The organism is Agromyces sp. CCNWLW203, assembly GCF_036576125.1.
Classification (GTDB): Bacteria; Actinomycetota; Actinomycetes; order Actinomycetales; family Microbacteriaceae; genus Agromyces.
This window is the reverse complement of the sequence record NZ_JAZHYX010000001.1, coordinates 780,549-804,291: the sequence shown is the minus strand read 5'-3', so window position 1 is coordinate 804,291 and position 23,743 is coordinate 780,549. Positions and strand designations below refer to the sequence as shown.

At 70.5% G+C, this 23,743-nt stretch carries 20 protein-coding genes; 5 read left to right on the top strand and 15 right to left on the bottom strand.

Annotated features, from left to right (window positions below):
• Positions 1-8: 8 nt before the first annotated feature.
• From VPH61_RS03680 to VPH61_RS03660, 5 genes are all read right to left on the bottom strand, one after another.
• Positions 9-1,673 carry a phytoene desaturase family protein gene (locus VPH61_RS03680; protein ID WP_332062157.1) on the bottom strand — a complete coding sequence of 555 codons (1,665 nt, stop codon included), beginning with the start codon at positions 1,671-1,673 and terminating at the stop codon, positions 9-11.
• 67 nt (positions 1,674-1,740) lie between these two features.
• Positions 1,741-2,553, bottom strand: coding sequence for a MerR family transcriptional regulator (locus VPH61_RS03675; protein WP_332062156.1), 813 nt, complete (start codon positions 2,551-2,553; stop codon positions 1,741-1,743).
• Complete coding sequence (locus VPH61_RS03670) at positions 2,550-3,080, bottom strand: VOC family protein (protein WP_332062155.1); 531 nt, start codon at positions 3,078-3,080, stop codon at positions 2,550-2,552. Before VPH61_RS03670 ends, VPH61_RS03675 begins: the two co-directional genes overlap by 4 nt.
• Positions 3,081-3,186: 106 nt before the next feature.
• A complete protein-coding gene (locus tag VPH61_RS03665) occupies positions 3,187-3,969 on the bottom strand; it encodes an ABC transporter permease (protein WP_332062154.1) in 783 nt (260 codons plus the stop codon).
• A 121-nt stretch (positions 3,970-4,090) separates the two neighbouring features.
• Positions 4,091-5,077 (bottom strand): ATP-binding cassette domain-containing protein, encoded by a 987-nt coding sequence (locus tag VPH61_RS03660; protein ID WP_332062153.1) that lies wholly within the window; start codon positions 5,075-5,077, stop codon positions 4,091-4,093.
• 60 nt (positions 5,078-5,137) lie between these two features.
• Between VPH61_RS03660 and VPH61_RS03655 the strand changes: the two genes are divergently transcribed.
• On the top strand, positions 5,138-6,130 hold the full coding sequence (locus VPH61_RS03655) for a helix-turn-helix transcriptional regulator (RefSeq protein ID WP_332062152.1): 993 nt from the start codon (positions 5,138-5,140) through the stop codon (positions 6,128-6,130).
• A gap of 3 nt (positions 6,131-6,133) precedes the next feature.
• On the opposite strand, the gene VPH61_RS03650 is transcribed toward VPH61_RS03655, so the two are convergent.
• The gene (locus VPH61_RS03650; RefSeq protein ID WP_332062151.1) at positions 6,134-6,871 is read right to left on the bottom strand and encodes an META domain-containing protein; all 738 of its coding nucleotides are present in this window, start codon (positions 6,869-6,871) and stop codon (positions 6,134-6,136) included.
• 25 nt (positions 6,872-6,896) lie between these two features.
• The gene (locus VPH61_RS03645; RefSeq protein WP_332062150.1) at positions 6,897-7,883 is read right to left on the bottom strand and encodes a LysR family transcriptional regulator; all 987 of its coding nucleotides are present in this window, start codon (positions 7,881-7,883) and stop codon (positions 6,897-6,899) included.
• A gap of 154 nt (positions 7,884-8,037) precedes the next feature.
• Between VPH61_RS03645 and VPH61_RS03640 the strand changes: the two genes are divergently transcribed.
• Complete coding sequence (locus VPH61_RS03640) at positions 8,038-11,670, top strand: bifunctional proline dehydrogenase/L-glutamate gamma-semialdehyde dehydrogenase (RefSeq protein WP_332062149.1); 3,633 nt, start codon at positions 8,038-8,040, stop codon at positions 11,668-11,670.
• A gap of 21 nt (positions 11,671-11,691) precedes the next feature.
• Here the strand turns inward: VPH61_RS03640 and VPH61_RS03635 are convergent, their stop codons facing one another.
• Positions 11,692-12,912 carry an ROK family transcriptional regulator gene (locus VPH61_RS03635; RefSeq protein ID WP_332062148.1) on the bottom strand — a complete coding sequence of 407 codons (1,221 nt, stop codon included), beginning with the start codon at positions 12,910-12,912 and terminating at the stop codon, positions 11,692-11,694.
• Positions 12,913-13,081: 169 nt separating this feature from the next.
• Here VPH61_RS03635 and VPH61_RS03630 point away from each other — a divergent pair, with 169 nt between their 5' ends.
• Complete coding sequence (locus VPH61_RS03630; protein WP_332062147.1) at positions 13,082-16,096, top strand: alpha-N-acetylglucosaminidase TIM-barrel domain-containing protein; 3,015 nt, start codon at positions 13,082-13,084, stop codon at positions 16,094-16,096.
• A 68-nt stretch (positions 16,097-16,164) separates the two neighbouring features.
• Here the strand turns inward: VPH61_RS03630 and VPH61_RS03625 are convergent, their stop codons facing one another.
• Together VPH61_RS03625 and VPH61_RS03620 are read right to left on the bottom strand one after the other, a co-directional pair.
• Positions 16,165-17,175: a hypothetical protein gene (locus VPH61_RS03625; RefSeq protein WP_332062146.1), complete on the bottom strand. Its 1,011-nt coding sequence runs from the start codon at positions 17,173-17,175 to the stop codon at positions 16,165-16,167.
• 3 nt (positions 17,176-17,178) lie between these two features.
• Positions 17,179-17,670, bottom strand: a complete 492-nt coding sequence (locus tag VPH61_RS03620; protein WP_332062145.1) for an ATP-dependent zinc protease family protein — start codon at positions 17,668-17,670, stop codon at positions 17,179-17,181.
• A 25-nt stretch (positions 17,671-17,695) separates the two neighbouring features.
• Here VPH61_RS03620 and rimK point away from each other — a divergent pair, with 25 nt between their 5' ends.
• Positions 17,696-18,886: a 30S ribosomal protein S6--L-glutamate ligase gene (gene rimK, locus VPH61_RS03615; protein WP_332062144.1), complete on the top strand. Its 1,191-nt coding sequence runs from the start codon at positions 17,696-17,698 to the stop codon at positions 18,884-18,886.
• A 22-nt stretch (positions 18,887-18,908) separates the two neighbouring features.
• Here the strand turns inward: rimK and VPH61_RS03610 are convergent, their stop codons facing one another.
• The 3 genes from VPH61_RS03610 to VPH61_RS03600 form a co-directional block, all read right to left on the bottom strand.
• A complete protein-coding gene (locus VPH61_RS03610; RefSeq protein WP_332062143.1) occupies positions 18,909-19,271 on the bottom strand; it encodes a GntR family transcriptional regulator in 363 nt (120 codons plus the stop codon).
• On the bottom strand, positions 19,271-20,239 hold the full coding sequence (locus VPH61_RS03605) for a hypothetical protein (protein WP_332062142.1): 969 nt from the start codon (positions 20,237-20,239) through the stop codon (positions 19,271-19,273). Before VPH61_RS03605 ends, VPH61_RS03610 begins: the two co-directional genes overlap by 1 nt.
• 64 nt (positions 20,240-20,303) lie before the next feature.
• A complete protein-coding gene (locus tag VPH61_RS03600) occupies positions 20,304-20,741 on the bottom strand; it encodes an Lrp/AsnC family transcriptional regulator (protein WP_056655238.1) in 438 nt (145 codons plus the stop codon).
• A gap of 125 nt (positions 20,742-20,866) precedes the next feature.
• Here VPH61_RS03600 and VPH61_RS03595 point away from each other — a divergent pair, with 125 nt between their 5' ends.
• Positions 20,867-21,667, top strand: a complete 801-nt coding sequence (locus VPH61_RS03595; protein ID WP_332062141.1) for an LLM class F420-dependent oxidoreductase — start codon at positions 20,867-20,869, stop codon at positions 21,665-21,667.
• Between the two features lie 28 nt (positions 21,668-21,695).
• Here VPH61_RS03595 and VPH61_RS03590 read toward each other — a convergent pair whose 3' ends face one another.
• Together VPH61_RS03590 and VPH61_RS03585 are read right to left on the bottom strand one after the other, a co-directional pair.
• Positions 21,696-22,454, bottom strand: a complete 759-nt coding sequence (locus VPH61_RS03590) for a hypothetical protein (RefSeq protein ID WP_332062140.1) — start codon at positions 22,452-22,454, stop codon at positions 21,696-21,698.
• Positions 22,451-23,329, bottom strand: a complete 879-nt coding sequence (locus VPH61_RS03585; RefSeq protein ID WP_332062139.1) for a hypothetical protein — start codon at positions 23,327-23,329, stop codon at positions 22,451-22,453. The genes VPH61_RS03590 and VPH61_RS03585 overlap by 4 nt, the downstream gene beginning before the upstream one ends.
• Between the last annotated feature and the right edge of the window lie 414 nt (positions 23,330-23,743).

The following is a 23,743-nucleotide window of genomic DNA, read 5'->3' as shown; positions in this document are numbered from 1 at the left end:
CGCGTTCGTCAGGCGACGGATGCCTCGAGCACCGCCATCGCCGCATTGTGACCGCCGATGCCGCTCACCGCTCCGCCGCGCACGGCTCCCGACCCGCAGAGCAGCACACGCGGGTGGGCGGTCGCCACGCCCCAGCGTTCGGCGGGCGTCGAGAGTGCGGCGCCCGGCTCGGCCCACGGCCACGAGAGCCTGCCGTGGAAGATGTTGCCGCCCGGCATCGCGAGCGCCTCCTCGAGGTCGAGGGTCGTCTTCGTCTCGATGCAGGGGCGGCCTGAGGCATCCGTCGCGATCACGCCCTCGATGGGCTCGGCGAGCACCGAGTTCAGCGAGGCGAGCACGGCGGCCTGCAACTGCTCCCGCAGCTCATCGTTGCCGAAGCGCTCGAGCAGGCGGTGCGGCACGTGCAAGCCGAAGACGGTCAGCGTGTGGGCACCGGATGCCGCGAGCTCGGGCGAGAGGATCGACGGGTCGCTCAGGGTGTGGCAGTAGATCTCGCACGGCAGTCGCGACGGGACCCGGCCACGCGAGGCCTCGCCGTACGCCGTCGCGAGCTGCGATTCGAGTTCGTTGATGTGGAAGGTGCCCGCGAACGCGGCCTCGGGTGCGACCTCGGCGTCGCGCAGCCTCGGCAACCGGGTGAGCAGCAGGTTCACCTTCACCTGGGCGCCCTCGGGGGCGTCGAGGTGTCGAAGGCGCTCGCGCACGACCGAGGGCACGCCGCCCGACGCAGCCGTCACGCCGTCGGGCGACGCCTTCGCGCCCGCCTCGACCAGCCGGTCGAGCACGGCCGGCGCGACGTTCGCGAGGACGACGTGGGCCTGCGACATCCGCTCGACTTCGTCGCCGGCCTGTCGCCAGCGCACCTCGCCGCCCGCGGGGTCGACCGCGACGACCTGGGCGCCGGTGACGAGCTCGGCACCGGCCTCGCGGGCCGCTCGTGCGAGCTCGCCCGTGACCGCGCCCATGCCGCCGACCGGCACGTCCCAGTCGCCAGTGCCGCCGCCGATCACGTGGTACAGGAAGCAGCGGTTCGCATCGAGCGACGGGTCGTCGAGCTCGGTGAAGGTGCCGATGAGCCCGTCGGTCGCGACGACGCCGCGCACGAGGTCGCTCGTGAAGCGGGCGTCGATCACCTCGCCGAGCGGCCGCTCGACGAACTCCCGCCAGAGCCGTTCATCAGCGAACAGCTCTCGCGCCTCGGCGCGGGTCGGCAGCGGTTCGGTGAGGGTCGGGAAGAGACGCTCGGCCACCCTGGCGGTGTCGGCGTAGAACGCCTGCCACGCCGCGGAATCGGGCTCGGCGTCGATGCGGGCGAAGGCGGCCGCCGTGCTTCCCGGGCCCGTCGGCGGGGCCTCGTTGTCGACGAGCAGGCCGCGCGCGGGGTCGGCCGGGTCGGGCGTGTACGACGAGAAGCGGCGACGCACGAGCCGCACGTCGAGACTCAGGTCGTCGATGATGCGCGGGGGCAGCAGGCTCACGAGATACGAGTAGCGCGAGAGGCGCGCATCGACGCCCTCGAACGCCTCGGCCGAGACGGCGGCGCCGCCGAGATGGTCGCTGCGCTCGAGCAGCAGCACCCGCTTGCCGGCGCGGGCGAGATAGGCGGCTGCGGTCAGGCCGTTGTGGCCACCGCCGAGGATCACGACGTCGTGCTCGGTGCAGGGGAGGGGCATGTCACGAGCGTAGGCGAACGCCCCGACCAGCGGTGCGGCGCGCGCCCTGCAGGTGGGCGACCGCGAGCTACTCCCAGGTCGCGGTCTCGGGGTCGATGCCGTGGTGGCGCGCCGATTCGTCGATGCTCTGACAGAACCAGGTCGCGAGGCCGTCTCCGATCCCGTTGTAGTACGACGAGAATCCTTCGTCGGCCTCGAACATCCGGCCCAGGCACACCTGCATCTGCCGCGTCAGCGGGAAGAAGTTCGAGAACAACTCCCGATGGCGCTCGACGAGTTCATCGGCCTCCTCGCTTGCCGGCTCGACGCCACGGCCCACCGCATCGGCGAGGTCTCGCTGGAGCGCGGACATGGACTCGGAGAGCTCACGCCACTGGCTCTTCGAGCGGGAGGCGGAACGCTCCGCGAACTGCGCCCATTGCCGCGAGCCTCCCCAGACGAAGCGGGCCGCGCGCGATTGCTGCGGATCCCAGTCGTCGCCGAAGACCTCGCGCTGCTCGTCGTCGCCCATCAGGATGCCGCGCTCGTGCGCGTCGGTCATACGCTCGAGCCGTTCGTCGAGCTGCTGCAGATCGTGGATCCGCTCGGCCAGCTGCGCCCGCTGCTCGCGCAGCGTGTCTCCGATCTCCGCGGTCGCGTCATCGAGCACGTCGCGAATCGCGTCGAGCGTGAGGCCGGCCTCGCGGTACGCCACGACCCTGCTGAGACGCTCGAGATCGTCCCAGGTGTAGAGGCGATAGCCGGCGGGCGTGCGGTGAGACGGCGATGCGAGACCGATCTCGTCCCAGTGGTGGAGCGTGCGCACGGTCAGTCCGAGGAGGTCGGCGGCGACGCCGACCGTGGCATCCTCATCGGTCTCGTTGTGAACCATCGTTGTCATTGTGCTCCTCCTTCGGCGTCGCCCGGGGCGAAGATCCCGACGGATGCGAAATCGCGCCCCACGTCGCTGTCGGGCGTGAACGGCGTCGCCGCCGTGAACGTGACGTGCGCCCCCTCAGGGGTGACGACCGCGATGTCGCGCGTTCTCCACGCCGTGTCGTACGGCCCGGTCACCGAATCCGGTGACAGCTCTCGGCAAGCGTCGGCGACCGACTCGAGCTGACCGAGGACGCAGGAGACGAACACGTGCACCGTCGGCGCCGCTGACGGGGCCGCATCGTCGTCCGCCGGAACGAGCAGGACGTCCTGGAACGCCCACCGTCGCAGATGCACGATCTGCCCGGGAACGCTGAACAGCTCGACGAAGCCGAGCCCGTCGACCCAGAACTCGGTCGACGCGCGCAGGTCTCTCGTCGGGATCTTCACGAACATGGGCATCGCATAGATGCCGAGGAAGGGATCCGGCGCGACCGCGTCGGGGCCGTCGGGAACGGGGCTCATCTCGAATGCATCGAAGTAATCAGGCATGTGAGACAGCCTGAATCCTCACGTCGCGTGAGGGTCAAACTCACGCGACCGGGAGCACGACGAGGGCGAGCAGATGCGGCATCCGCTCGCCCTCGCTGCAGGGGCCTCAGGCCGCGCGCTTCATCGCCCGCACCCCGACTACGATGCCGATCGCGCACGTCACGGCGGCCGCGATCGCGCCGCCGACGACGGCGGGAGCGCCGAAATCGCCCGAGAGCAGCGCCCGCTCGGCGCCGACGAGGTAGCTCAGCGGATTGATCGCCGCGGCGACCTGCATCCAGGCGGGGCCGTCCTCGAGCGGCAGCAGCATGCCCGAGAGGATCATCAGCGGGAACAGCAGCGTCTGGTGCACCATCCAGAACATCCAGTCGCGGTTGCGGCAGGCGAGGGCGAGCGAGTAACTGAGTGCCCCGAAGCCGATGCCGAAGACGGCGAGCACCGCGAGGCCGGCGACGAGGCCCGGCACGTCGAGCGAGAAGCCGAACGGCACGGCGACGAGCACGACGATCGTGCCCTGGATGACGAGCGGCACGACCTCCTTGAGCGCACGGCCGACGAGCAGGGCGCTGCGCGAGAGCGGCGCCACGAGCGTGCGCTCGTGCGAGCCGGTCTGCATCTCGAACAGCAGGTTCGCGCCCGTCGAGGCCGTGCCGAACAGCGCGACCATGACGAGGATGCCCGGCACGAACCACTGCAGCGTGCCCGCGGCGTCGCCGCCCGAGGCGCCGATGAGCAGCGGGCCGAACAGGCCGAGGAAGACGAGCGGCTGCACGAGCGAGAACATCACGCTGAACGGGTCGCGCACGAGCGGTCGGGATTCGCGCACGAAGACCGCGGCGGTGTCGCGCACGAATCCGGTGGGGCGGGCGGTGGTGTCGATGGTGGTCATGGGAGTTGCTCCTTCGTGTCGTTGGTGGAATCGCGGGTTGAGGAGGCCCGCCAGGGCCGTCTCGAAACCTCTTGTTGATCGGGGTGGGTTTCGAGACACGTCCTCCTTCGTCGGGCGTTCCTCAACCAGCGAGTGCCGCGGGCTCGGCCGCCGCGGGCTCGGCGTGCGCGGCCTCGCGGAGCGTGCGGCCGGTGAGGGCGAGGAACACGTCGTCGAGGGTCGGCTGTCGGTGGGTCGCCGCGACGACGTCGAGTCCGGCATCGCCGAGCGAGCGGATGTAGCGGGGCAGTGCCCGATCGCCGCCGGGAGCGGTCACCGTGACGATCGGCCCCGAGGCCTCGCCGCCGATGCGGGCGGCGGCTGCCGCGGCATCCGCCGCCGTCTCGAAGGCGAGGCTCACGCGGTCGCCCGCGAGCGACTCCTTGAGCGCCCAGGCGGTGTCGTCGGCGATGACCTGGCCGTGATCCATCACCATCACGCGCTCGGCGAGCTGGTCGGCCTCGTCGAGGTAGTGGGTCGTCAGGAAGATCGTCGTGCCCGTCTCGCGGCGGAGGTCGACGATGTGCTCCCACAGGTTCGCACGGCTGTGCGGGTCGAGGCCCGTCGACGGCTCGTCGAGGAAGAGCAGCTCGGGCCGGTGGATGAGGCCGAGCGCGATGTCGAGCCGGCGCTTCTGGCCGCCCGAGAGCGACTGCACCTGCCGGCCGGCGACCTGGCCGAGCTCGAGCGACTCGATGAGCTCGGCGGCGCGCGCCCGCGTCTCGCGGCGGCCCATGCCGTAGAAGGCGCCCTGGGCGTACAGTTCGTCGCGCACACGCTGGGTGTGGCCGCCCGAGCTGCCCTGCCCGACATAGCCGATGCGGCGGCGCACGCCGGCGGGGTCGCGGCGGATGTCGGAGCCCGCGACCATCGCCTCGCCGCTCGTCGGCGGCAGCAGGGTCGTGAGCATGCGAAGCGTCGTCGACTTGCCGGCGCCGTTCGGGCCGAGGAAGGCGACGAGCTCGCCGGCGCCGACCTCGAGGTCGACGGAACGGACGGCCTCGACGACCTTCCCCTTGGCGGGGAACGTCTTCGTGAGGCCCTGAGCGGAGATCATCTGGTTCGTCATGACCTCAGTTTCTCGAGGCATCCGGTCAGTTTCTGTCCGCATGAATGAGAAACTTGGAGCATGGCCGCAACGACCTCGCGAACCCTCGAACTGCTCTCCCTGCTGCAGAGCCACCGGCACTGGTCGGCGCGCGAACTCGTCGACCGCCTCGGCGTCTCCGACCGCACGCTGCGGCGCGACGTCGACCGGCTGCGCGAGCTCGGCTACGGCATCGAGTCGGCGCGCGGCTCGGCCGGCGGCTACCGCCTCGAGGCCGGCACCGGGCTGCCGCCCCTGCTGCTGAGCGACGACGAAGGGGTCGCGATCGCCGTCGGCCTTCGCTCCCAGGCGACGGCGGGGCTGCGCGGGGCCGAGCACACGACCATCAGTGCCCTCGCGAAGATCGAGCAGGTGCTGCCGCCCGCCCTGCGCCGCCGCATCGAGGCGTTGCAGTCGCACGCGGCGACGGGGGCCGGCGGGCCCGGGTCGGCGCGCTCGCGCCGCCCGACCCCCGAGGTCGACGCCGAACTGCTCGGCCTCCTCGCCCTCGGCTGCCGCGACTCCGAGCGGCTGCGCTTCACCTACACGGGTGCCACCGGCGAGGCGTCGGCCCGAGTGGTCGAGCCGTACCGGCTCGTGCCGGTGGCCCGGCGCTGGTACCTGCTCGCGTGGGATCGCCAGCGCGAGGACTGGCGCACGTTCCGGCTCGACCGCATGAGCGACGTCTTCCCGACGCGGGTGCGGTTCGAGCCGCGGCCGGTGAGCGACGACGATGCTCGGGCGCGGGTCGAAGCTGCGGTGCGCTGGCGCGACCGGAGCGTCAAGGCACGCGTCATCGCCGAGCTGCCGCAGGCGGAGCTCGTCGAGCACCTCGGCTGGTACGGGCGCGACGTCGTGGCGATCGACGGCGGGCACTGCGCGTGGCCGCTCGAGGCCGACTCGGTCGAGAACCTCTCGATGGCCCTCATGTGGATGCCGCGCGGCGTGCGCTACCGCGTCGAGGGGCCTGCCGAGGTGCTCGACTTCCTCGCGATGCAGGCCGAGCGCTTCGCGGAGGCATCCGCTCGGGGGTGACCGCTACGCCGTGCGGGGCAGCGTGCCGATCTCGGCGCCCGACTCGTCGAAGAACGTCATCGTGTCGCCGTCGACCGTTGCCGTCGAGCGCTGGTTCAACCATTGGTCGACGCCCTCGCAGGCCATGAGGGTCATCGCGCCACCGGTGAACGTGATCGTGGCGCCGTCGACGGTCCAGGTCATGCCGCCGAACCCGTTGCAGCCGTCGCTGCCGGTCGCGGTGCCGTCTTCGGCGATGACGATGAAGGGCTCGCCCGGGGCGGTGTCGGTGGTCGCGGTGCCCCAGGTGCCGATGAACAGGGCAGGGTCGGCGGAGGGCGTGATCGAGGCATCAGGGGTCGCCTCGTCGGCGCTCGCGCGTTCGAGCGTGCCGATCTCCTCGCCCGACTCGTCGAAGACCGTGAGCGTGTCGCCGTCGACCGTGCCGGTCGCGAGCGCCGAGAGCCACGTGTCGACGCCCTCGCACATCATGCGCGTCGAGGCGACCTCGACGAAGGTGACCGTGTCGGCCTCGGCGGTCCACGTGCCGATCAGGCGGTTGCAGCCGTCGGTGCCGGTCAGCGCGCCGTCGTCGCCGAGCACGAGCGAGGGCTCGTCGGCCGTGGCGGCATCGCCCCAGGTGCCGACGGGGTCGACCGGCTCGGTCGGTTCGCCGCCCGGGTTGCCGGCGCACGCGGTGAGCAACGTCGCCGCGAGCAGGATCGTGCCGGACAGTGCGAGGCGCTGCAGCGTTCGTGACATGCGCACAGCGTATCCACCGAAGGCGTCAGTGGGCCGAAGGCGTCGCCGTCGCGCGTGCGGCACGCACGAGGGCGTCTCGGCAGGCGACGACGGCCGGTCGAGCGGCCGCCGCGAGCCGGGTCGAGGTGAACACCTCGCGCTCGGGATGCCCCGGCAGGTCGACGAGCGTCACGCTCGGCGCCTCACCCGCCCACACGAGGTCGGGCAGAAGGCCCACCGCGTTGCCCGAGCGGATCAGGCGGATGTGCGCCATGAGGTCGGCCGTCTCGAACCGTACGTCGGGCTCGAAGCCCGCGTCGCGGCAGAGCTGCTCCGCCCAGTCGCGCGAGGCCGTGCCCACGGGTTCGAGCACCCAGGGCATGCCGGATGCCGCGGCGAGCGGCGATGGTTCCGCAGGACCGGTTCCCCGTCGAGACGACGCATGTGGTCGCTCTGCGTCGGGCATTCCGACAAGTGGCGTCCTCAGCCCGCGCGACGGATGCGGCGGCAGCGCGAGCCGGATCGCGTCGGCGACGAGGTGCACGCGGTCGAGCTCCTCGCGGTGCGCGCGCGTGTGGCCGGGGTACTGCTCGGCGATCACGAGATCGAAGTCGCGCGCCGACACCTCGAACAGGCCGACGTCGGGTTCGCGCTCGGTGACCTCGACCCGCAGGTCGGGATGCTCGGCGCGCAGCAGGGTGAGCGCCTGCGGCACCACGGCGTGCGCCGCCGACTGGAACACGGCGATGCGCACGGTGCCGCCGACCGTGGTGAGCGAGCGCGCCACCTCGGATTCGGCCTCCTCGAGCCGGTCGAGCACGGCGCGGGCATGCCCCACGAGCACCTCGGCCTGCGGGGTCAGCTGCACACGGCGCCCGACCTGCACGAGCAGCGGCACCCCGGCTTCGCGCTCGAGCTGGCTGAGCTGCTGCGACACCGACGACGGGCTGTACGAGAGCGCATCGGCAACGGCCGAGAGCGTGCCGCGGTCGCTGAGTTCCACGAGCAGCCGCAGTCTTCGCACGTCGAGCATGGGTACCTCCGGGACATCCGTAATCTTTCGGCTCTTCTGAACAGTATCGTTCAGATTCATTCGCTTTACCGAACGGATGTCGCGGCGCATACTGAACCCGACAGGCGCGTGACCCCCCGGCGCGCACGAAGCAAAGGACAGTACCCTCGTGACCATGTCGAATGTCGACGCGCTCGCCCGGCCGAACACCGATCACGTCGTCGCCCTCGTGCGCCGCTGGCTGGCCGAGAGCGCGGACCACCCCGCCGATCCGGCCGCCGAGCGCCTCGCCGGCGTGCTGAAGGACCCGCGCGGGCTCGACTTCACGGTCGGCTTCGTCGACGGCGTCATGCGCCCCGAAGACCTCGGCGTCGCCGGCCGCAACCTCGAGCAGGTCGCGAAGCTCACGCCGAAGTTCCTGCCCTGGTACTTGAAGGCCGCGATCCGCGTCGGCGGCGTCGTCGCGCCGGTGCTGCCGTGGATCGTCATCCCGATCGCCCGACGGGTGCTGCGCGCCATGGTCGGCCACCTCGTGCTCGACGCCACGCCCGACAAGCTCGGCCCGGCGATCGCGACGCTCCGCGAGTCGGGCAACCGCCTGAACCTGAACCTGCTCGGCGAGGCCGTGCTCGGTGAAGAGGAAGCGGATCGGCGACTCGCGGGCACCTACGAGTTCCTCGCCCGCGACGACGTCGACTACGTGTCGATCAAGGTCTCGAGCGTCGTCAGCCAGCTCTCGATGTGGTCGTTCGACGAGGCCGTCGCGAAGGTCGTCGCGAAGCTCACCCCGCTCTACGAGCTCGCGGCGAAGGCTTCGACAGGCTCAGCCAGCAGAGGCAAGTTCATCAACCTCGACATGGAGGAGTACCGCGACCTCGACCTGACGATCGCGGTCTTCACGACCCTGCTCGACCAGCCGCAGCTGCGCGGGCTCGAGGCCGGCATCGTGCTGCAGACCTACCTGCCCGACGCGCTCGGCGCGATGCAGGAGCTCACGGCGTGGGCGAAGAACCGTCGCGCACAGGGCGGCGCCCCCATCAAGGTGCGCGTCGTCAAGGGTGCGAACCTCGCCATGGAGCACGTCGACGCGGCCGTGCACGGCTGGCCGCTCGCGACCTACGACTCGAAGCAGGACTCCGACACCAACTACAAGCGCGTGCTCGACTGGTCGATGACGCCTGAGCGCACCGACGCGGTCAAGCTCGGCGTCGCCGGCCACAACCTCTTCGACGTCGCTCACGCCTGGCTCACCGCCCGCGAGCGCGGTGTCGAGTCGCGTGTCGAGTTCGAGATGCTGCTCGGCATGGCGACCGGCCAGGCCGAGGCCGTGCGCCGTGACGTCGGCAATCTGCTGCTCTACACGCCCGTCGTGAACCCGAGCGAGTTCGACGTGGCCATCGCCTACCTGATCCGCCGCCTCGAAGAGAACGCGAGCCAGGAGAACTTCATGTCGGCCGTGTTCGAGCTCGCCGCGAGCGAGCCGCTGTTCCAGCGCGAGCAGGCCCGCTACCTCGCCTCGCTCGCGGCGCTCGAGCCGACGGTCGCCCAGGCGCCCGCGCCGAACCGCACCCAGAACCGCCACACCGAGTGGACCGACGAGACGCTCGCGGCCGCGATGACGATTCCGGATGCCCCGGCGCCCGGTCTCCCGAACGACGACGACGCCTCGCTCACGAGCGTCGTGCTCGGCATCACTCGCGGATCCTCCGGCATCGACGGCGCCGAGCTGACGGATGCCGCGGCATCCGCTGCCCCCGCCGGCTATGGCGTGACGCCCGGCTTCCGCAACGAGCCCGACACCGACCCGGCCCTCGCGGCCAACCGAGAGTGGGGCCGCCGCATCCTCGAGCGGGTGCCCGGGTCGACGCTCGGCGTCGCGACGATCGCTGCTGCGCGCATCGACGACGCCGCGACCTTGGAGCGGGTCGTGCAGACCGTCGCCGCCCGCGGCCGCGCGTGGGGTCAGCTGCCCGGGGCCGAGCGAGCCGCCGTGCTGCACCGCGCAGGCTACGCGCTCGCCGCGAACCGCGATCGGCTGATCGAGGTCATGGCCGCAGAGACCGGCAAGACGATCGCCGAGTCGGACCCCGAGATCAGCGAGGCGATCGACTTCGCGCACTACTACGCCGAGCGCGCCCGCGAGCTCGACCACGTGCAGGGCGCCGTCTTCGTGCCCTCGAAGCTCACGGTCATCACGCCTCCGTGGAACTTCCCGGTCGCGATCCCGGCCGGCGGCGTGCTCTCCGCGCTCGCCGCGGGCTCGGGCGTCATCATCAAGCCCGCGAAGCTCGCCCAGCGTTCGGGTGCGGTCATGGTCGAGGCGCTGTGGGAGGCCGGCATCCCGCGCGAGCTCCTCACGCTCGTCGACATCGGCGAACGCGAACTCGGCAAGGAGCTCGTCTCCCACCCCGCGGTCGACCGGGTGATCCTCACGGGTGCGTACGAGACGGCGCAGCTCTTCCGCTCGTTCCGCAAGGACCTGCCGCTGCTCGCCGAGACGAGCGGCAAGAACGCGATCATCGTGACGCCGTCGGCCGACCTCGACCTGGCGGCATCCGATGTCGTGAAGAGTGCCTTCGGCCACGCCGGCCAGAAGTGCTCGGCCGCTTCGCTCGTGATCCTCGTGAGCTCCGTCGCGAAGTCCGAGCGGTTCCGCCGCCAGCTCGTCGACGCCACCCGCTCGCTGCGGGTCGGCTGGCCCGAGCAGGCGACGAGCCAGATGGGCCCCATCGTCGAGCCCGCGAACGGCAAGCTGCTGCACGCGCTCACCCAGCTCGGCATCGGCGAGGAATGGCTCGTCGAGCCGCAGCAGCTCGACGACACCGGCCGGCTCTGGTCGCCGGGCATCCGCACTGGCGTCGCGCCCGGCTCGTACTTCCACCTCACCGAGTTCTTCGGCCCCGTGCTCGGCATCATGCACGCGAAGGACCTCGACGAGGCCATCCGCCTGCAGAACGCCGTCGACTACGGCCTGACCGCCGGCCTGCACTCGCTCGACGCGCACGAGCTCGGCACTTGGTTCGACCGGGTCGAGGCCGGCAACCTCTACGTCAACCGCGGCATCACCGGCGCGATCGTCGAGCGCCAGCCCTTCGGCGGCTGGAAGCGCTCAGCGGTCGGCGCGGGCGCGAAGGCCGGTGGCCCGAACTACCTGTTCGGCCTCGGCGAGTGGCTGCCGCAGCACGGCACGTCATCGAGCACCCTGCACCTGCGCGGGCTCGAGAAGCGCGTCGCCGAGCTCATCGAGGCGTCGCAGTCGGCGCTCGACTACGACGCGTTCGACGTGCTGCGCCGCTCGGCGCTCTCGGACGAGCTCGCGTGGGCCGAGGAGTACGGCGTCGTGAAGGACGTGTCGGGCGTCGGTGTCGAACGCAATCTCTTCCGCTACCGGCCGCTGCCCGTGACCGTGCGCATCGGCGAGCAGGCGAGCCTCGCCGAGGGACTCCGCGTCATCGCGGCCGGCCTGCTCGCGAAGTCGCCCCTCACGGTCTCGACCGCGGTTGAGCTGCCGAAGGGTGTGCGCACGCTGCTCTCGGCGCGCGACTTCCGCGTCGTGCGCGAGGGTGACTCCGCGTGGCTCGGCCGCGCGGCCAAGGGCGGCATCACGACGCCGCGCGTGCGACTCGTCGGCGGCGGGGCATCCGCCTTGGCCGAGGCGATCGACGGCACTCCGGATGTCGCGGTGTGGGCGCACCCCGTCACGCCCTCGGGCCGTGTCGAGCTGCTGCCGTTCCTGCACGAGCAGGCGATCTCGATTACCAACCACCGCTTCGGCAACCCGACGGCACTCTCCGACGGCGTGATCTGATTCGACGGGAGGCTGTCGGGGTCAGGCCCCGGCAGCCGACTGAAGCGCGACGGCGCCGAGCTCTTCGGTGAGGACCCGATTCCAGGCATCGTCGGCGGCGGCCGAACCGGCACCACGAACGACCGTGTCTTCGGCGAACGGTGAGATCCTGACTCCGATCGGAACCAGGGTCTTGCCGTGCAACCGGCGTTCGAGTGCGCCCGCGAGCACCGCGCCTCCGCGCGCGATACCGCCCGTGACGTAGATGCAGTTCAGGTCGAGTGCGAGCGCGATCGGGGCGATCGCCCCGATCGCGACGTCGGCGATCTCGTCGATGATGAGCTCGGCGGTCCGGTTGCCCTCCGCGGCCTTCCGGAACACGTACTCGGTGGGATCGACGTCATCGACTCCGGCCGCGAACGAACCATCCGGGTCGCGCGCGGCGAAGAGACGGGCGATCTCTCCGATGCGCTTCGAACCGATCACCTGCTCGAGGCTCGCCCATTCGCCCGCCCACGGGTCGCGCACCGGCAAGGAGCCGATCTCCCCGGCGGCCGAGTTCCCGCCCCTGAACAGGCGCCGATCGAGCACGAGACCTGCGCCCACCCGCTCGCCCCATTGCATCGTCATGAACGATGCGGGCGTCTCATCGAGTGCGAGCATCGCGCGGGCCGCGAGGTTCGCGTCATTGTCGACGCGGACGGCGCAACCGAGCACGGCACCGAGCTCGGCGCCGACATCGATCTGCTCCCACCCGTCGATCTCGCGGACGACGTGGATGCGACCAGTGGCATGGTCGACGACGCCGATGCTCGCGACGCAGGCTGCCGCGAGGTCGGTCGGCGCGATTCCTGCGGACTCGAGCGTCTCTGCGACGACCTTCAGTGCGAGGTCGAGGAGGGCACGACCTTCGCGGACGTCGTGCCGCAGTTCTGCCCCGCCGAGCAGCTGCCCGGACCCATCGCGCACCTGCGCGACGATGCGATGCGGTCCGACGTCGAGGCCGAGGGAGGTCACTCGCCTGACGTTGAGCGAGACCCTGACAGCGGGGCGACCGACCGTCTCGAGGCTCTCGTGCATGTGAAGCCAACCGGTGGTGACGAGGTCATCGACGATCTGGGCGACGGTCGGTCGGGCGAGCCCGATGGCCTCGGCGATCTCGATGATGCGCGCCGGGGCCTCGCGCCGGCGAAGGTCTGCCAGGACTCGCCCGGTGTTGACCCGCTTGACGATCGATGTGCCGCCCGTTCTGACGACTGTCATGGCCGCACCCTCCAGATCCACGATGAATTATATCGCACCGTCAATTTAAAATTGTCCTTGCGTTATTCGTGCCCAGCTGATTCCATTGCGTCGTAGCATCCCGCCGTCGGCTTCCCATGCGATCTCTCGAAAGGGCCCGAATCTGATGTTCCCCTCCACTCAACGTCGAGTGAGTCTGGTCGCTGTGCTGACTGCAGCGTTGCTCGTCGCTCCACTCGTCGCCTCATCCGCGTTCGCCGCGTCCGCCAGCGCGCACGAGCGACCGGCGACGACGGCCGGTCCGATCGTCACCGACGACGGCTTCGCACCAGCTCGCGACGCTGCGGCACGTCTGATCGGCACGGGAGCCGATGGCATCGACTTCACTTCGCTCGCACCGGTCGACGGCGCCGACCGCTACGAGGTCAGCACCGTCGACGGACGGATCCGCATCGCCGCGACGACATCGGGCACCGCGCTCGCCGGCCTGAACGCCTACCTCGGCAGCATCGGCCAGAACGTCTCCTGGAACATTCGTAACGTCGACCGGGATGCCGAGCTGCCGCTCCCGCAACAGCCCATCTCGTCGACGGCGAACGTGAGCCACCGCTTCTACGGCAACGACACGGAAGACGGCTACACGGGGGCGTACCGCAGTTGGGAGCAGTGGGAGCGCGAGATCGACGAGCTCGCCGCGCTCGGCTTCAACGAGGTGTTCATGCCGGTCGGGTCCGAGGCGGTGTACTTCGAGGTGCTGCAGCAGTTCGGCTACTCGGCCGATGAGGCACGCTCCTGGATCCCACTGCCGTCGCACCAGCCGTGGTGGCTGCTGCAGAACATGTCGAGCTATCCGGCCGGCACGAGCGACGCACTGCTCGAGCAGCGCACCGAGCTCGGGCGCAAGATCGCCGACCGGCTCCGCGAGCTCGACATCACGCCGGTGCTCCCCGGCTACTTCGGCACGGTGCCGACCGACTTCGCCGCACGCAACGCCGGCTCGCGGGTCGAGCCGCAGGGCGGCTGGGTCGGCTTCCAGCGCCCGGGCTGGCTCGACCCGAACTCGCCGGTGTTCCCGGCCGTGGCCGACGCGTTCTACGGCGCCTCTGAACGACTGCTCGGCGCATCGACCGCCTACAAGATGGACGTGCTGCACGAGGGCGGGCAACGCGGCCAGGTGGACGTGCCCGCCGCTTCGCGCGCCATCGAGACGGCGCTGCAGACCGCGCAGCCCGGTGCGACGTGGGTGCTGCTCGGTTGGCAGAGCAACCCGCCCGCCGATGTCGCCGCAGCAGTCGACCCCGAGACGACGTTCATCGTCGACGGGCTCTCCGACCGATACGGGATCCGCGACAACCTCGAGTCGCAGTGGAGTGGCATCCCGTACGCCTTCGGCACGATCTGGAACTACGGCGGCCACACGACCATGGGCGCGGAGGTGAAGGTCTGGAACGAGCGGTTCACGCAGTTGCGCACCAAGGCGGGCAGCAAGCTCGACGGCATCGCCGCGCTTCCCGAGGGCGGGCTCAACAACCCGGTCGCGATCGAGTTCTTCGCCGGCCTGGCCTGGCGAGATGACCCGGTCGATGTGAACGCCTGGTTCGACGAGTGGACCGAGCGTCGCTACGGCACTGACGACCCCGAGCTGAAGGCCGCGTGGCGCATCCTCGCCGAGACGGCGTACACGCTGCCCACGAACGACAGCTTCGCCGAGGCGCAGGACAGCCTGTACGCCGACCAACCCTCGCTCTCGGCCGCAGCCGCGGCGTCGTGGTCGCCGACCGGTTTCGCCTACGACCCCGAGCGGTTCGCCGAGGCGCTCGATCACCTGCTCGCCGCAGCACCGGCCGCATCGGATCTTCCGAGCTACCGGTACGACCTGATGGATGTGGCGCGACAGGTGACCGCCAACACCTCGCGAACCCTGCTTCCGCAGCTGCAGCAGGCATACGGCAACCGCGATCGCACCGCATTCACCCAGTTGAGCGAGGAGTGGCTCGCGAACATGCAGCTCCTCGACGACATCTCGGGCACCCAGCCGCAGATGCTGTTCGGGCGCTGGATCGCGGATGCCCGTGCAGCTGCCGCCGACGAAGCCGAAGCGGATCGGCTCGAGTTCGATGCTCGCGCCGTGGTCACCACCTGGGGCGATCGAAGCGCCGTGAACGCCGGCCTGAACGACTACGCGAACCGTGAGTGGCAAGGCCTCGTCGGCACCTACTACACGGATCGCTGGGAGCGCTTCTTCCAGAGCATCCAGACGTCGTTCGAAACCGGGAACGCCCCGCAGTCCATCGACTGGTACGCCGTCGGCGCCGAGTTCACCGGCTCGACCGACACGTCGGCGTTCCTGACCGAGCCCGAGGGCGACATCGTCGCGCTCGCGGGCCGGGCGCAGGCAGCACACGACGCCGCGGCCGCCGAGCTTCCAGAGCCTCCCTCCGCAGGAACCCACTTCCTATCGGATCTGCCGTTCGCCTCGGTGAAGCTCAATTCGGCGTATGGACCGATCGAGCGGGACACCGAGATCGGCGAGCCCGCCGCCGGCGATGGAGCGCCGATCCGGCTCGCCGGGGTCCAGTACGAGAAGGGCCTCGGCGTGAACTCGCCGACGACGGTCGCGTTCAACCTCGGCGGACGATGCAGTGCGTTCACCGCGGTCGTCGGCATCGACGACATCATGAACAAGGCCGGCGCGAGCCCGAACGTGATCTTCAGGGTCACGGCCGATGGCGAGGTGCTCTTCGACAGCGGAGCCATGCTCAAGGGCCAGGCCAAGGCCGTCAGCGTCGATACGACCGGCGTCGGCATCCTCTCGCTCGAGGTCGATCCGAACGCCGCCGGTTCGCCTGCCGGTCAGGCGGAATGGTGGGACCGAGCGGACTGGGCCGATGCCGAGCTGGACTGCGGTGAACCCGAACCGACGCTCGAGGTCGACGCGGTCGTCGAGACCCGATGCATCGCGTCGAAGGCGTTCGTCGCCGTGCGCGTCGGCAACGGCGAGTCCGGACCGATCGCGCTCACCGTCCGTTCCGCGTACGGCGAGAAGGAGTTCGCGAGTGTCGCCGCGGGGAAGTTCGCGACCTCAGCGTTCAACGTCCGTGACGTGGCCGTGCCGGCCGGTACGGTGACCGTCGAGGCCGAGCGACTGTCCGACGGCGTGACCGCGACGACCATCGTCGCCTATGAGGCGCGCAGCTGCGGCTGATCGTTGACACCTCGAAATCGGGTGCCCCGAATCCTGCGATTCGGGGCATCCGATGTCGCTCGACCGGTTCAGCCGGATCGACGGAACGTGAGCACCTCACCCCGACGAGTGCGTTCGACCACCAACCCGTCGTCGTGCAGTCGGCCGAGCACCCGGCGGGGCAGGGCGGGGAGCTCGGCGGTCGTGCCCGGCGCCGGCTTGGCGATGCCCGTGACGAGTGAGACGTCGATGCCCGCCCCGCGCACCTCGAGACGGGCATAGTCGCTGCGGCATCGCCAGACGAGACGCTCGAGGTCGCCGAACGGGACGACCGTCGTCGCATCGCCGCCGATCGTGAGCCAGAGCCGATCGTTGCCGAAGCCCACGGTGCCCTTGACAGTGCGTCGCCGCGTGATCGTGACGAAGACGAAGTAGGCCGGAAGAGCGAAGACGACCCCGACGATGATGATCGCGAATCTCGCACCGAAGACGTAGACGAGGTCGCCCGCCGCGATGAGCGCGAGAGCCGCGACACTGCTCATGACGGCGACGATGACGACGATGGCGGTCGTGAGGGCGCGCATTGTGATCGGCACTGCTGAGAATCGCACCTCGGAGCCGTGGCCGCCCTCAGCGCGCACCCACTCGGGCGTCACCGCCGTGGGCTTCGCCTTCGGGGATCCCGCGGCGGTGGAGATGCGGGAGATCAGGCCGAGCCAGATCCAGCCCGCCGCGGGGATCGCGGCGAACTGCACGATCACGAACGAACTGCGGGCCCACGCCGGCGCCGTCGAGAGCAACGACCCGCCGAACTCGACGGCTGTCACGACGAACACCGCGACCACGATCGCGCCGATCACGTGCACCATCACGCCTCGACGCACCGGTGTCATTCGCAACGTCGCATTGACGAATGAGAAGCCGCACAGCCAGCCGCCGACGAGCATGAGCAGGTACGGGATCAGTTCCATCACCTGGCCGGCGAGCGCCCACGGCACGACGAGTGCGAGGCAGATCGCCGCCCACGCGAGCGGGCTGCCGACGAGTCGGCGCCAGCGAGGGGCGCGAGCGGCGACGGCCACCGCAGGGGGAGCGGTCACGGCTCAGGCGTTCGCAGTGGTGCGGCCGCGATTGCGCCGACGGATGCCGCGGGGCGCGCGCCCGCCGACGAAGGAGCGGGCCGAGTCGACGATGAAGCCCTGCCGCAGCGCCTCGCGCCCGATGAGCATGCGGAAGCCCATCTCGTCGCGGTTGGTGAGCGTCACCTCCGCCGTCATGGTGCGGCCCATGAGCACGACGTCCATGAGCACGACGATGCGCTCTTCGGTGTGGCCCGAGGAGCTGCGCACCGATCGCCGGTCGTGCACGGGGCACTCGACGACGACGGCGTCTTCGTCGGAGTTCTGCCACGGGTGCACCCCGAATCGCACGATCGACCCGGCGCCCCGCTGCACCTCTTCGAGGTCGAAGGCGTGCAGCGACGAGGTGCGCGCACCCGTGTCGAGCTTCGCTTTGATCCAGGGAACTCCAGCTCCGGGCAGGCTCACCCATTCGCGCCATCCTGCGATGGTGTTTGAATAGACGGGCTCGATCACTCCACCATCTTCGCAGGGGCACACGATGAAACTGGCGATCCTCTCGCGCGCCCCGCAGGCGTACTCCACCCAACGACTCCGCACGGCCGCCCAGCAGCGCGGTCACGAGGTCAAGGTGCTCGACACGCTGCGCTTCGCCATCGACCTCTCGGGGCCGGAACCCGACCTGCAGTACCGCGGTCGCCGGCTCTCCGACTACGACGCCGTGCTGCCGCGCATCGGCAACTCGGTGACCTACTTCGGCACCGCGGTCGTGCGGCAGTTCGAGCAGATGGACGTCTACACGCCGAACACCGCGAACGGCATCACGAACTCGCGCGACAAGCTGCGCGCGAACCAGATCCTCTCCCGCCACAACATCGGCATGCCCGCGACGGCGTTCGTGCGCAATCGCGCCGACGTGCGGCCCGCGATCGAACGGGTCGGGGGAGCGCCTGTCGTCATCAAGCTGCTCGAGGGCACGCAGGGAATCGGCGTGATCCTCGCTCCCGAGGTCAAGGTCGCCGAGGCGATCATCGAGACGCTGCACTCGACGAAGCAGAACGTGCTGATCCAGCGCTTCATCAAGGAGAGCAGGGGCCGCGACATCCGTGCCCTCGTCGTCGGCGACCGCGTTGTCGCGGCGATGCGACGCAGTGCGAGCGGCGACGAGTTCCGTTCGAACGTGCATCGCGGCGGCACCGTCGAGGCGGTCGAGCTGACGCCCGAGTACGAGCAGGCGGCGGTGCGGTCGGCGCAGATCATGGGCCTGCGCGTCGCGGGCGTCGACATGCTCGAAGGCGACGACGGCCCGCTCGTCATGGAGGTCAACTCCTCGCCCGGCCTCGAGGGCATCGAGACCGCCACGAAGCTCGACGTCGCCGGCGCGATCATCGACCACATCGCGAACCAGGTCGCCTTTCCCGAGATCGACGTGCGCCAGCGGCTCACCGTGTCGACCGGGTACGGCGTGGCCGAGCTCCTGGTGCACGGCGGCGCCGACCTCGTGGGCACGACGCTCGGCGAGTCGGGCCTCTGGGAGCGCGACATCACGGTGCTGACCCTCCACCGCGGCACGACCGTGATCCCGAACCCGCGCAAGGGCGTCGTGCTCGAGGGCGAAGACCGACTGCTCTGCTTCGGCAAGCTCGAGGAGATGCGTTCGATGATTCCCGAGCGCCGTCGCCGCCGGTCGAAGGTGCGCAAGCTCCCGAAGCAGCCGATCCCCGAGGAATGATCTCGACGGGTTGATCGCGGCGTCAGCCCCGGCTCTGCAGGGCGGCGCGCACGATCGTGAGCGCCTGTTCCGCATCGAGGCCGAGCTGGGCGATGCGATCGGCATAGGCGGATGCCGCGAGCTGCGCCTGCTGCTCGGTCGCGTCTCCGGTCGCCGCGATGAACGAGCCGTTGCGACCGCGCGTCTCGATGACGTCGTCGCGCTCGAGCTCGCGGTAGGCGCGAGCGACGGTATTGGCGGCGAGGCCGAGCTCGGCGGCGAGCGTGCGCACGGGTGGCAGCCGCGTGCCGGCCACGAGGGTGCCGTCGCGCACGCCGTCGATCACGGCTCGGCGCAATTGCTCGTACGGCGGAACGGATGACTCGGGGTCGAGTTCGAGCAGCATCATGCGCCTTCGGCCGAGGGCGCAGATGGCGTCGCGGCCGGCGAACCGTAGGCGGGGGTCTGCGTCTCGGCGTACTGCGCCGGCCAGAGGCGCTTCAAGTAATAGCGGGCCGGCTCCATCGCGATCGAGACGACGGCGACCCCGATCAGGGCGATCAGTACGGCGTAGGCGACGATGCTTCCGATCACGTGGCCGACGGTTCCCGCGAACGCGGGCCAATCCGGAAATGCGAAGATCGCTGCGACGACGACGATGCCCCCGGCCATGAGCGGCACCGAGACGAGGTCGCGGAGTGTCTGGGCGCGCAGCGCGTCGTCCCAACGGAGGAGCTGCTCGCTCACCGCGGGCTGCGGTCGTGACACGAGTGCCGACGAGACCCACTCGGCGCCTGCGAGCGCTGCGATCGCCGTGACGGCAGTGGCGCCGATGAGCAGACGGGATTCGGCGGGTGCCGGCAGGAAGACCACGGCGACGGCCACCAGGCCACCGAAGCCGACGAAGATGCGGGCCCCGATGCGCTCGATCGGCGCGACGTAGTCGGCCACGGTCGGTCGCGGCAGACGTGCGATGCGTGCACCATGGCGCTGCACCTCGGGCGGTGCGGGCAGGATCGAGATGGCTGTGCCGATGCCCCGCCCGGTGAGCACGATGCCGGCGAGCGCGAGCCCCGAGATCGGTGCGGCGGTCGCGCCCCACTCGTGCTGCGCGGTCAGGGCGCCGCTCAGCACGAGCAGCACCCCGACGACGGCTGCGACGACCATGCCGAGCGCACCCCAACGCGCACGGATTCGGAGCCGTGCGCCGATCGTGCGCTCGAGCTCGACATCGCCCCCGAGGGGGAGACCGACAGTGCGCGCGAACCGTCCGATCTGCGACGGCCGCGACATCCAGAGCGGAGTGACGGCGGCGATGGCGACGAAGACCGCCAGCATGCCGAGCAGGGACCATTCGGGCGATTCGAGCGACATGCCGTTAATGTATTACTACAAAGGTGCGACGTCAAGCTCGGATGCGCATCGCCTGACGGCCGGATCAGTCCCGGTTGCGGTTGACGAGCCGCGACAGCACGATCGCGCTGCGCGTGTGGTCGACGTTCGGTGCGATGCGCACGCGCTCGAGTGCGTCTTCGAGGGAGGCGATGTCACGGGCGCGCATGTGCACGATCGCGTCGGCACTGCCGGTCACGGTGCCCGCGTAGACGACCTCGGGCACGCCCTGCAGGATGCGTTGGAGCTCGTCGGGCGCGACGGTGCCGCGGCAGAAGAGTTCGACGTAGGCCTCGGTCGACATGCCGTCGACGGTCGGGTCGACCTGGATCGTGAACGAGCGGATGACCCCGTCGGCGACGAGCCGGTCGACACGTCGCTTGACGGCTGACGCGGAGAGGCCGACCGAGGATCCGATGTCGCCGTACCCCGCCCGGGAGTTCTGCCGGAGCAGGTCGAGGATGGCGCGATCGAGGTTGTCCATTCTCGGATTGTATGCCGATCGGTTGCGTCGAGGCACCACGTGACGCAGTTTTCATGCGCCCCTTGACGCTCTTGATCAGTTGTGTATGTCACGAGCGTGAAACGCGTCGGCCGTAGGCTGTTCGGATGTCTCTCGATTCCCCCGTGCGTCTGGCCGTGCAGGTGCAGCCGCAGCATGCCGAGTACCCCGCGATTCGTGACACCGTGTTGCGCCTCGAAGAGCTCGGCGTCGACGTCGTGTTCAACTGGGACCACTTCTTCCCGCTGACGGGCGACCGCGACGGCCTGCACTTCGAGGCGTGGACCATGCTCGGCGCGTGGGCCGAGCAGACCGAGCGCATCGAGTTCGGCACGCTCGTGAACTGCAACTCGTACCGCGGTGCCGACCTGCAGGCCGACATGGCCCGCACCCTCGACCACATCAGCGCGAAGGGCGGCACCGGCCGGTTCATCTTCGGCACCGGCTCGGGCTGGTTCGAGCGCGACTACGACGAGTACGGCTACGAGTTCGGCACCCGCGGTTCGCGGCTGAACGCGCTCGCCGACGCCATGCCGCGCATCGAGGCTCGCTGGGCGAAGCTGAACCCGCCGCCGACTCGGCGCATCCCCGTGATGATCGGCGGCAAGGGCGAGCAGAAGACGCTGCGCATCGTCGCCCGGCACGCCGACATCTGGCACTCCTTCGTCGCACCCGATGAGCTGCGGCACAAACTCGACGTGCTCGCCCGCTGGGGCGACGAGGTCGGGCGGGATGTCTCGGAGATCACCGTCTCGAACGAGCTCGACCGCGCGGGCCACGACGTCGAGCACGCCGACGCGCTATTCGCCGGCGGCGTGCGACTGTTCACGATCGGCATCGGCGGCCCGGCCTACGACCTCGACCCGGTGCGGCGCTGGCTCGCGTGGCGCGACGCGAAGAACGGCTGAGCTGTCGCGGCGCCCGGACGCCGACGAGCTAGCGGGCCGTCGACACGGTCAGCGATCCATCCGCCTGCCAGGTCACGTCGAGGCTCGTCACCGCGCCTGAGCTCGACCAGCCGACGCTCAGCCCGTCGTGCGGGAACCGGCCCTCGGTCGTGCAGGTGCCAGCCCCGCCCAGGCCGTTGCCCATGGCGAGGATGAGGCAGAACTCCGAATCGTCGCGCCCGGCGAAGACGAGCGAGCCGTCGACGCGGGTCGCGAGCAAGCGGGTCTCCATCGGTCCGTTACCGAAGTCGGGAAGCATGTCGGCCGGCGGCGCGTCGGCGTCGGTCGCGGGCTGGAGGAACGTCTCAGCCGCAGCGGACTCGGCTGCGAGCGGTTGCGATGCGAGGAACTCCGCTTGCGTGCGCGGCCCCGGGAACGCCGGGCCTGCGGCGGCGGCGAGCTCAGCCTGCTGCTCGGCCTCTCGAGCGCCGAGCTGCCAGCCGGTGAGCACGCCGACGACGAGCGCCGCGGTCGCGACGATGATCACGCGGCGCAGCCGGCGGCGTGGGTCGGCGGTGGACCCGGCGATCGGCACCTCGAGTCCCAGGTCGTCGACTCCGTCGGTTCCGGCCCCGTCGATGCCCGACAGCTCGGTCGGAACGTTCATCGAGCCAGTGGCTGCGGCTGCCGCCTCCTGTGCCGCAGACGCCCGTAGCTCGAGCAGTTCGCGAACGGCGGCCTCGCGCTCGTCGTCACTCGCGCCGGAGCCGTAGGCGAGTCGCTCGAGATCGGCGCGGTCCGCGGTCATTCCGCGCCCTCCGCCTCATCGGCGCCCGCCGGCTCCGCAGCCGGCTCGGGCGCCGGAGTCAGTTCCACGGCGCCGTCGCGTCGCCAGTGCACGGTCGTCACCGTCTCCCCGTTCATGACCGTCGTGCGGAGCCCCTTGCCGTTCACGATCTGACCGGTGGTACAGGCCGGTGCGCCGTCCTCCGCGCCGGCCGTCCAGCTGGCGATGAGGCAGAGGTCGCCGTCGCGAACCGCCGAGTAGACGACGAGCCCGGCGGGCACGCTGAGCAGCCGTCGGGCGCTCTCGCCGTCGAGCAGGTACCGCTGCATGAACTCGGGGTCGAGAAGGTCGGAGTCCGCCTGAGCCCGGTCGAGCGAGGCGAGCATCGAGGTCTCGCTGAGCGGCACCGTCGCCGGCACGGTCGGAATGGCGGCCAAGGCACCCGGATCCGCCGTCTTCACGGCCTCCGAGGGCGGCGGCACCGATCGTCCGCCGACCTGCCAGCCGATGCCGAGTCCGAGCGCGAGCGCGACGACCCCGGCCCCGATCGCCCAGCGGATGCCGCGGGCATCCGGTCGCTCCGAGACGGCGAGTGGCGCGAACGCCGTCGCCGCGTCAGTGGCGTCGGATGAGTCCTCGCGGAGGCCGGCGAACGCCTTCCCGGGCGCTCCAGCGGCGACGGGAGCCGACCGGGCTTCGCGCGCCGTCGCGGCAGCCGCTTCGGCACGCCGCTCCAGCTCGGCGGCCGCCTCGTGCCGCTCCGCCTCGGAGGCGTCGGCGCCGAAGACGGTGCGCTGCAGTTCGGCGGTGCGGGCCGCGTTCGCGGCGGCATCCCTCGCGTCGCGAGTGCCGAGATCGAGCGAGTCCTCGGAGGACCGGTCGTCGAGGTCAGTCATGCCGGTCTCCGTCGCTCCGCCCAGGCCGGCGGTGCTTCGGGGCGCGCGGTCCGGCTCGCTCTCAGCATGCCTCAGGCCGCCGTCAGGGGCAACCGGTCCGGGCAGCGCGCCGGACGCGGCATCCGATCGCCCGTTCACGCACGGATGCCGCGCGACAGCGCCGAACGGGCATGAATGTTGCGCAACACGCCACCAACCACGCCGTGAATGCCCGCACACTTGAATCAGGCGACCCGGCGGCGGCGGACCCGAAACGCCGTCGTCGGACTCGCATACAGCGAGTCGGTACGCCGACGATGCACGGAGCGGATGCCGCAGGCCCCCAAGCGGCATCCGCTCCCCTTCGAAGGAGTGAGATGTCGACGATGATCGCGACCGGCGGCCAGCCGGGCGAGCACCCCGCTGAGCGGGCCG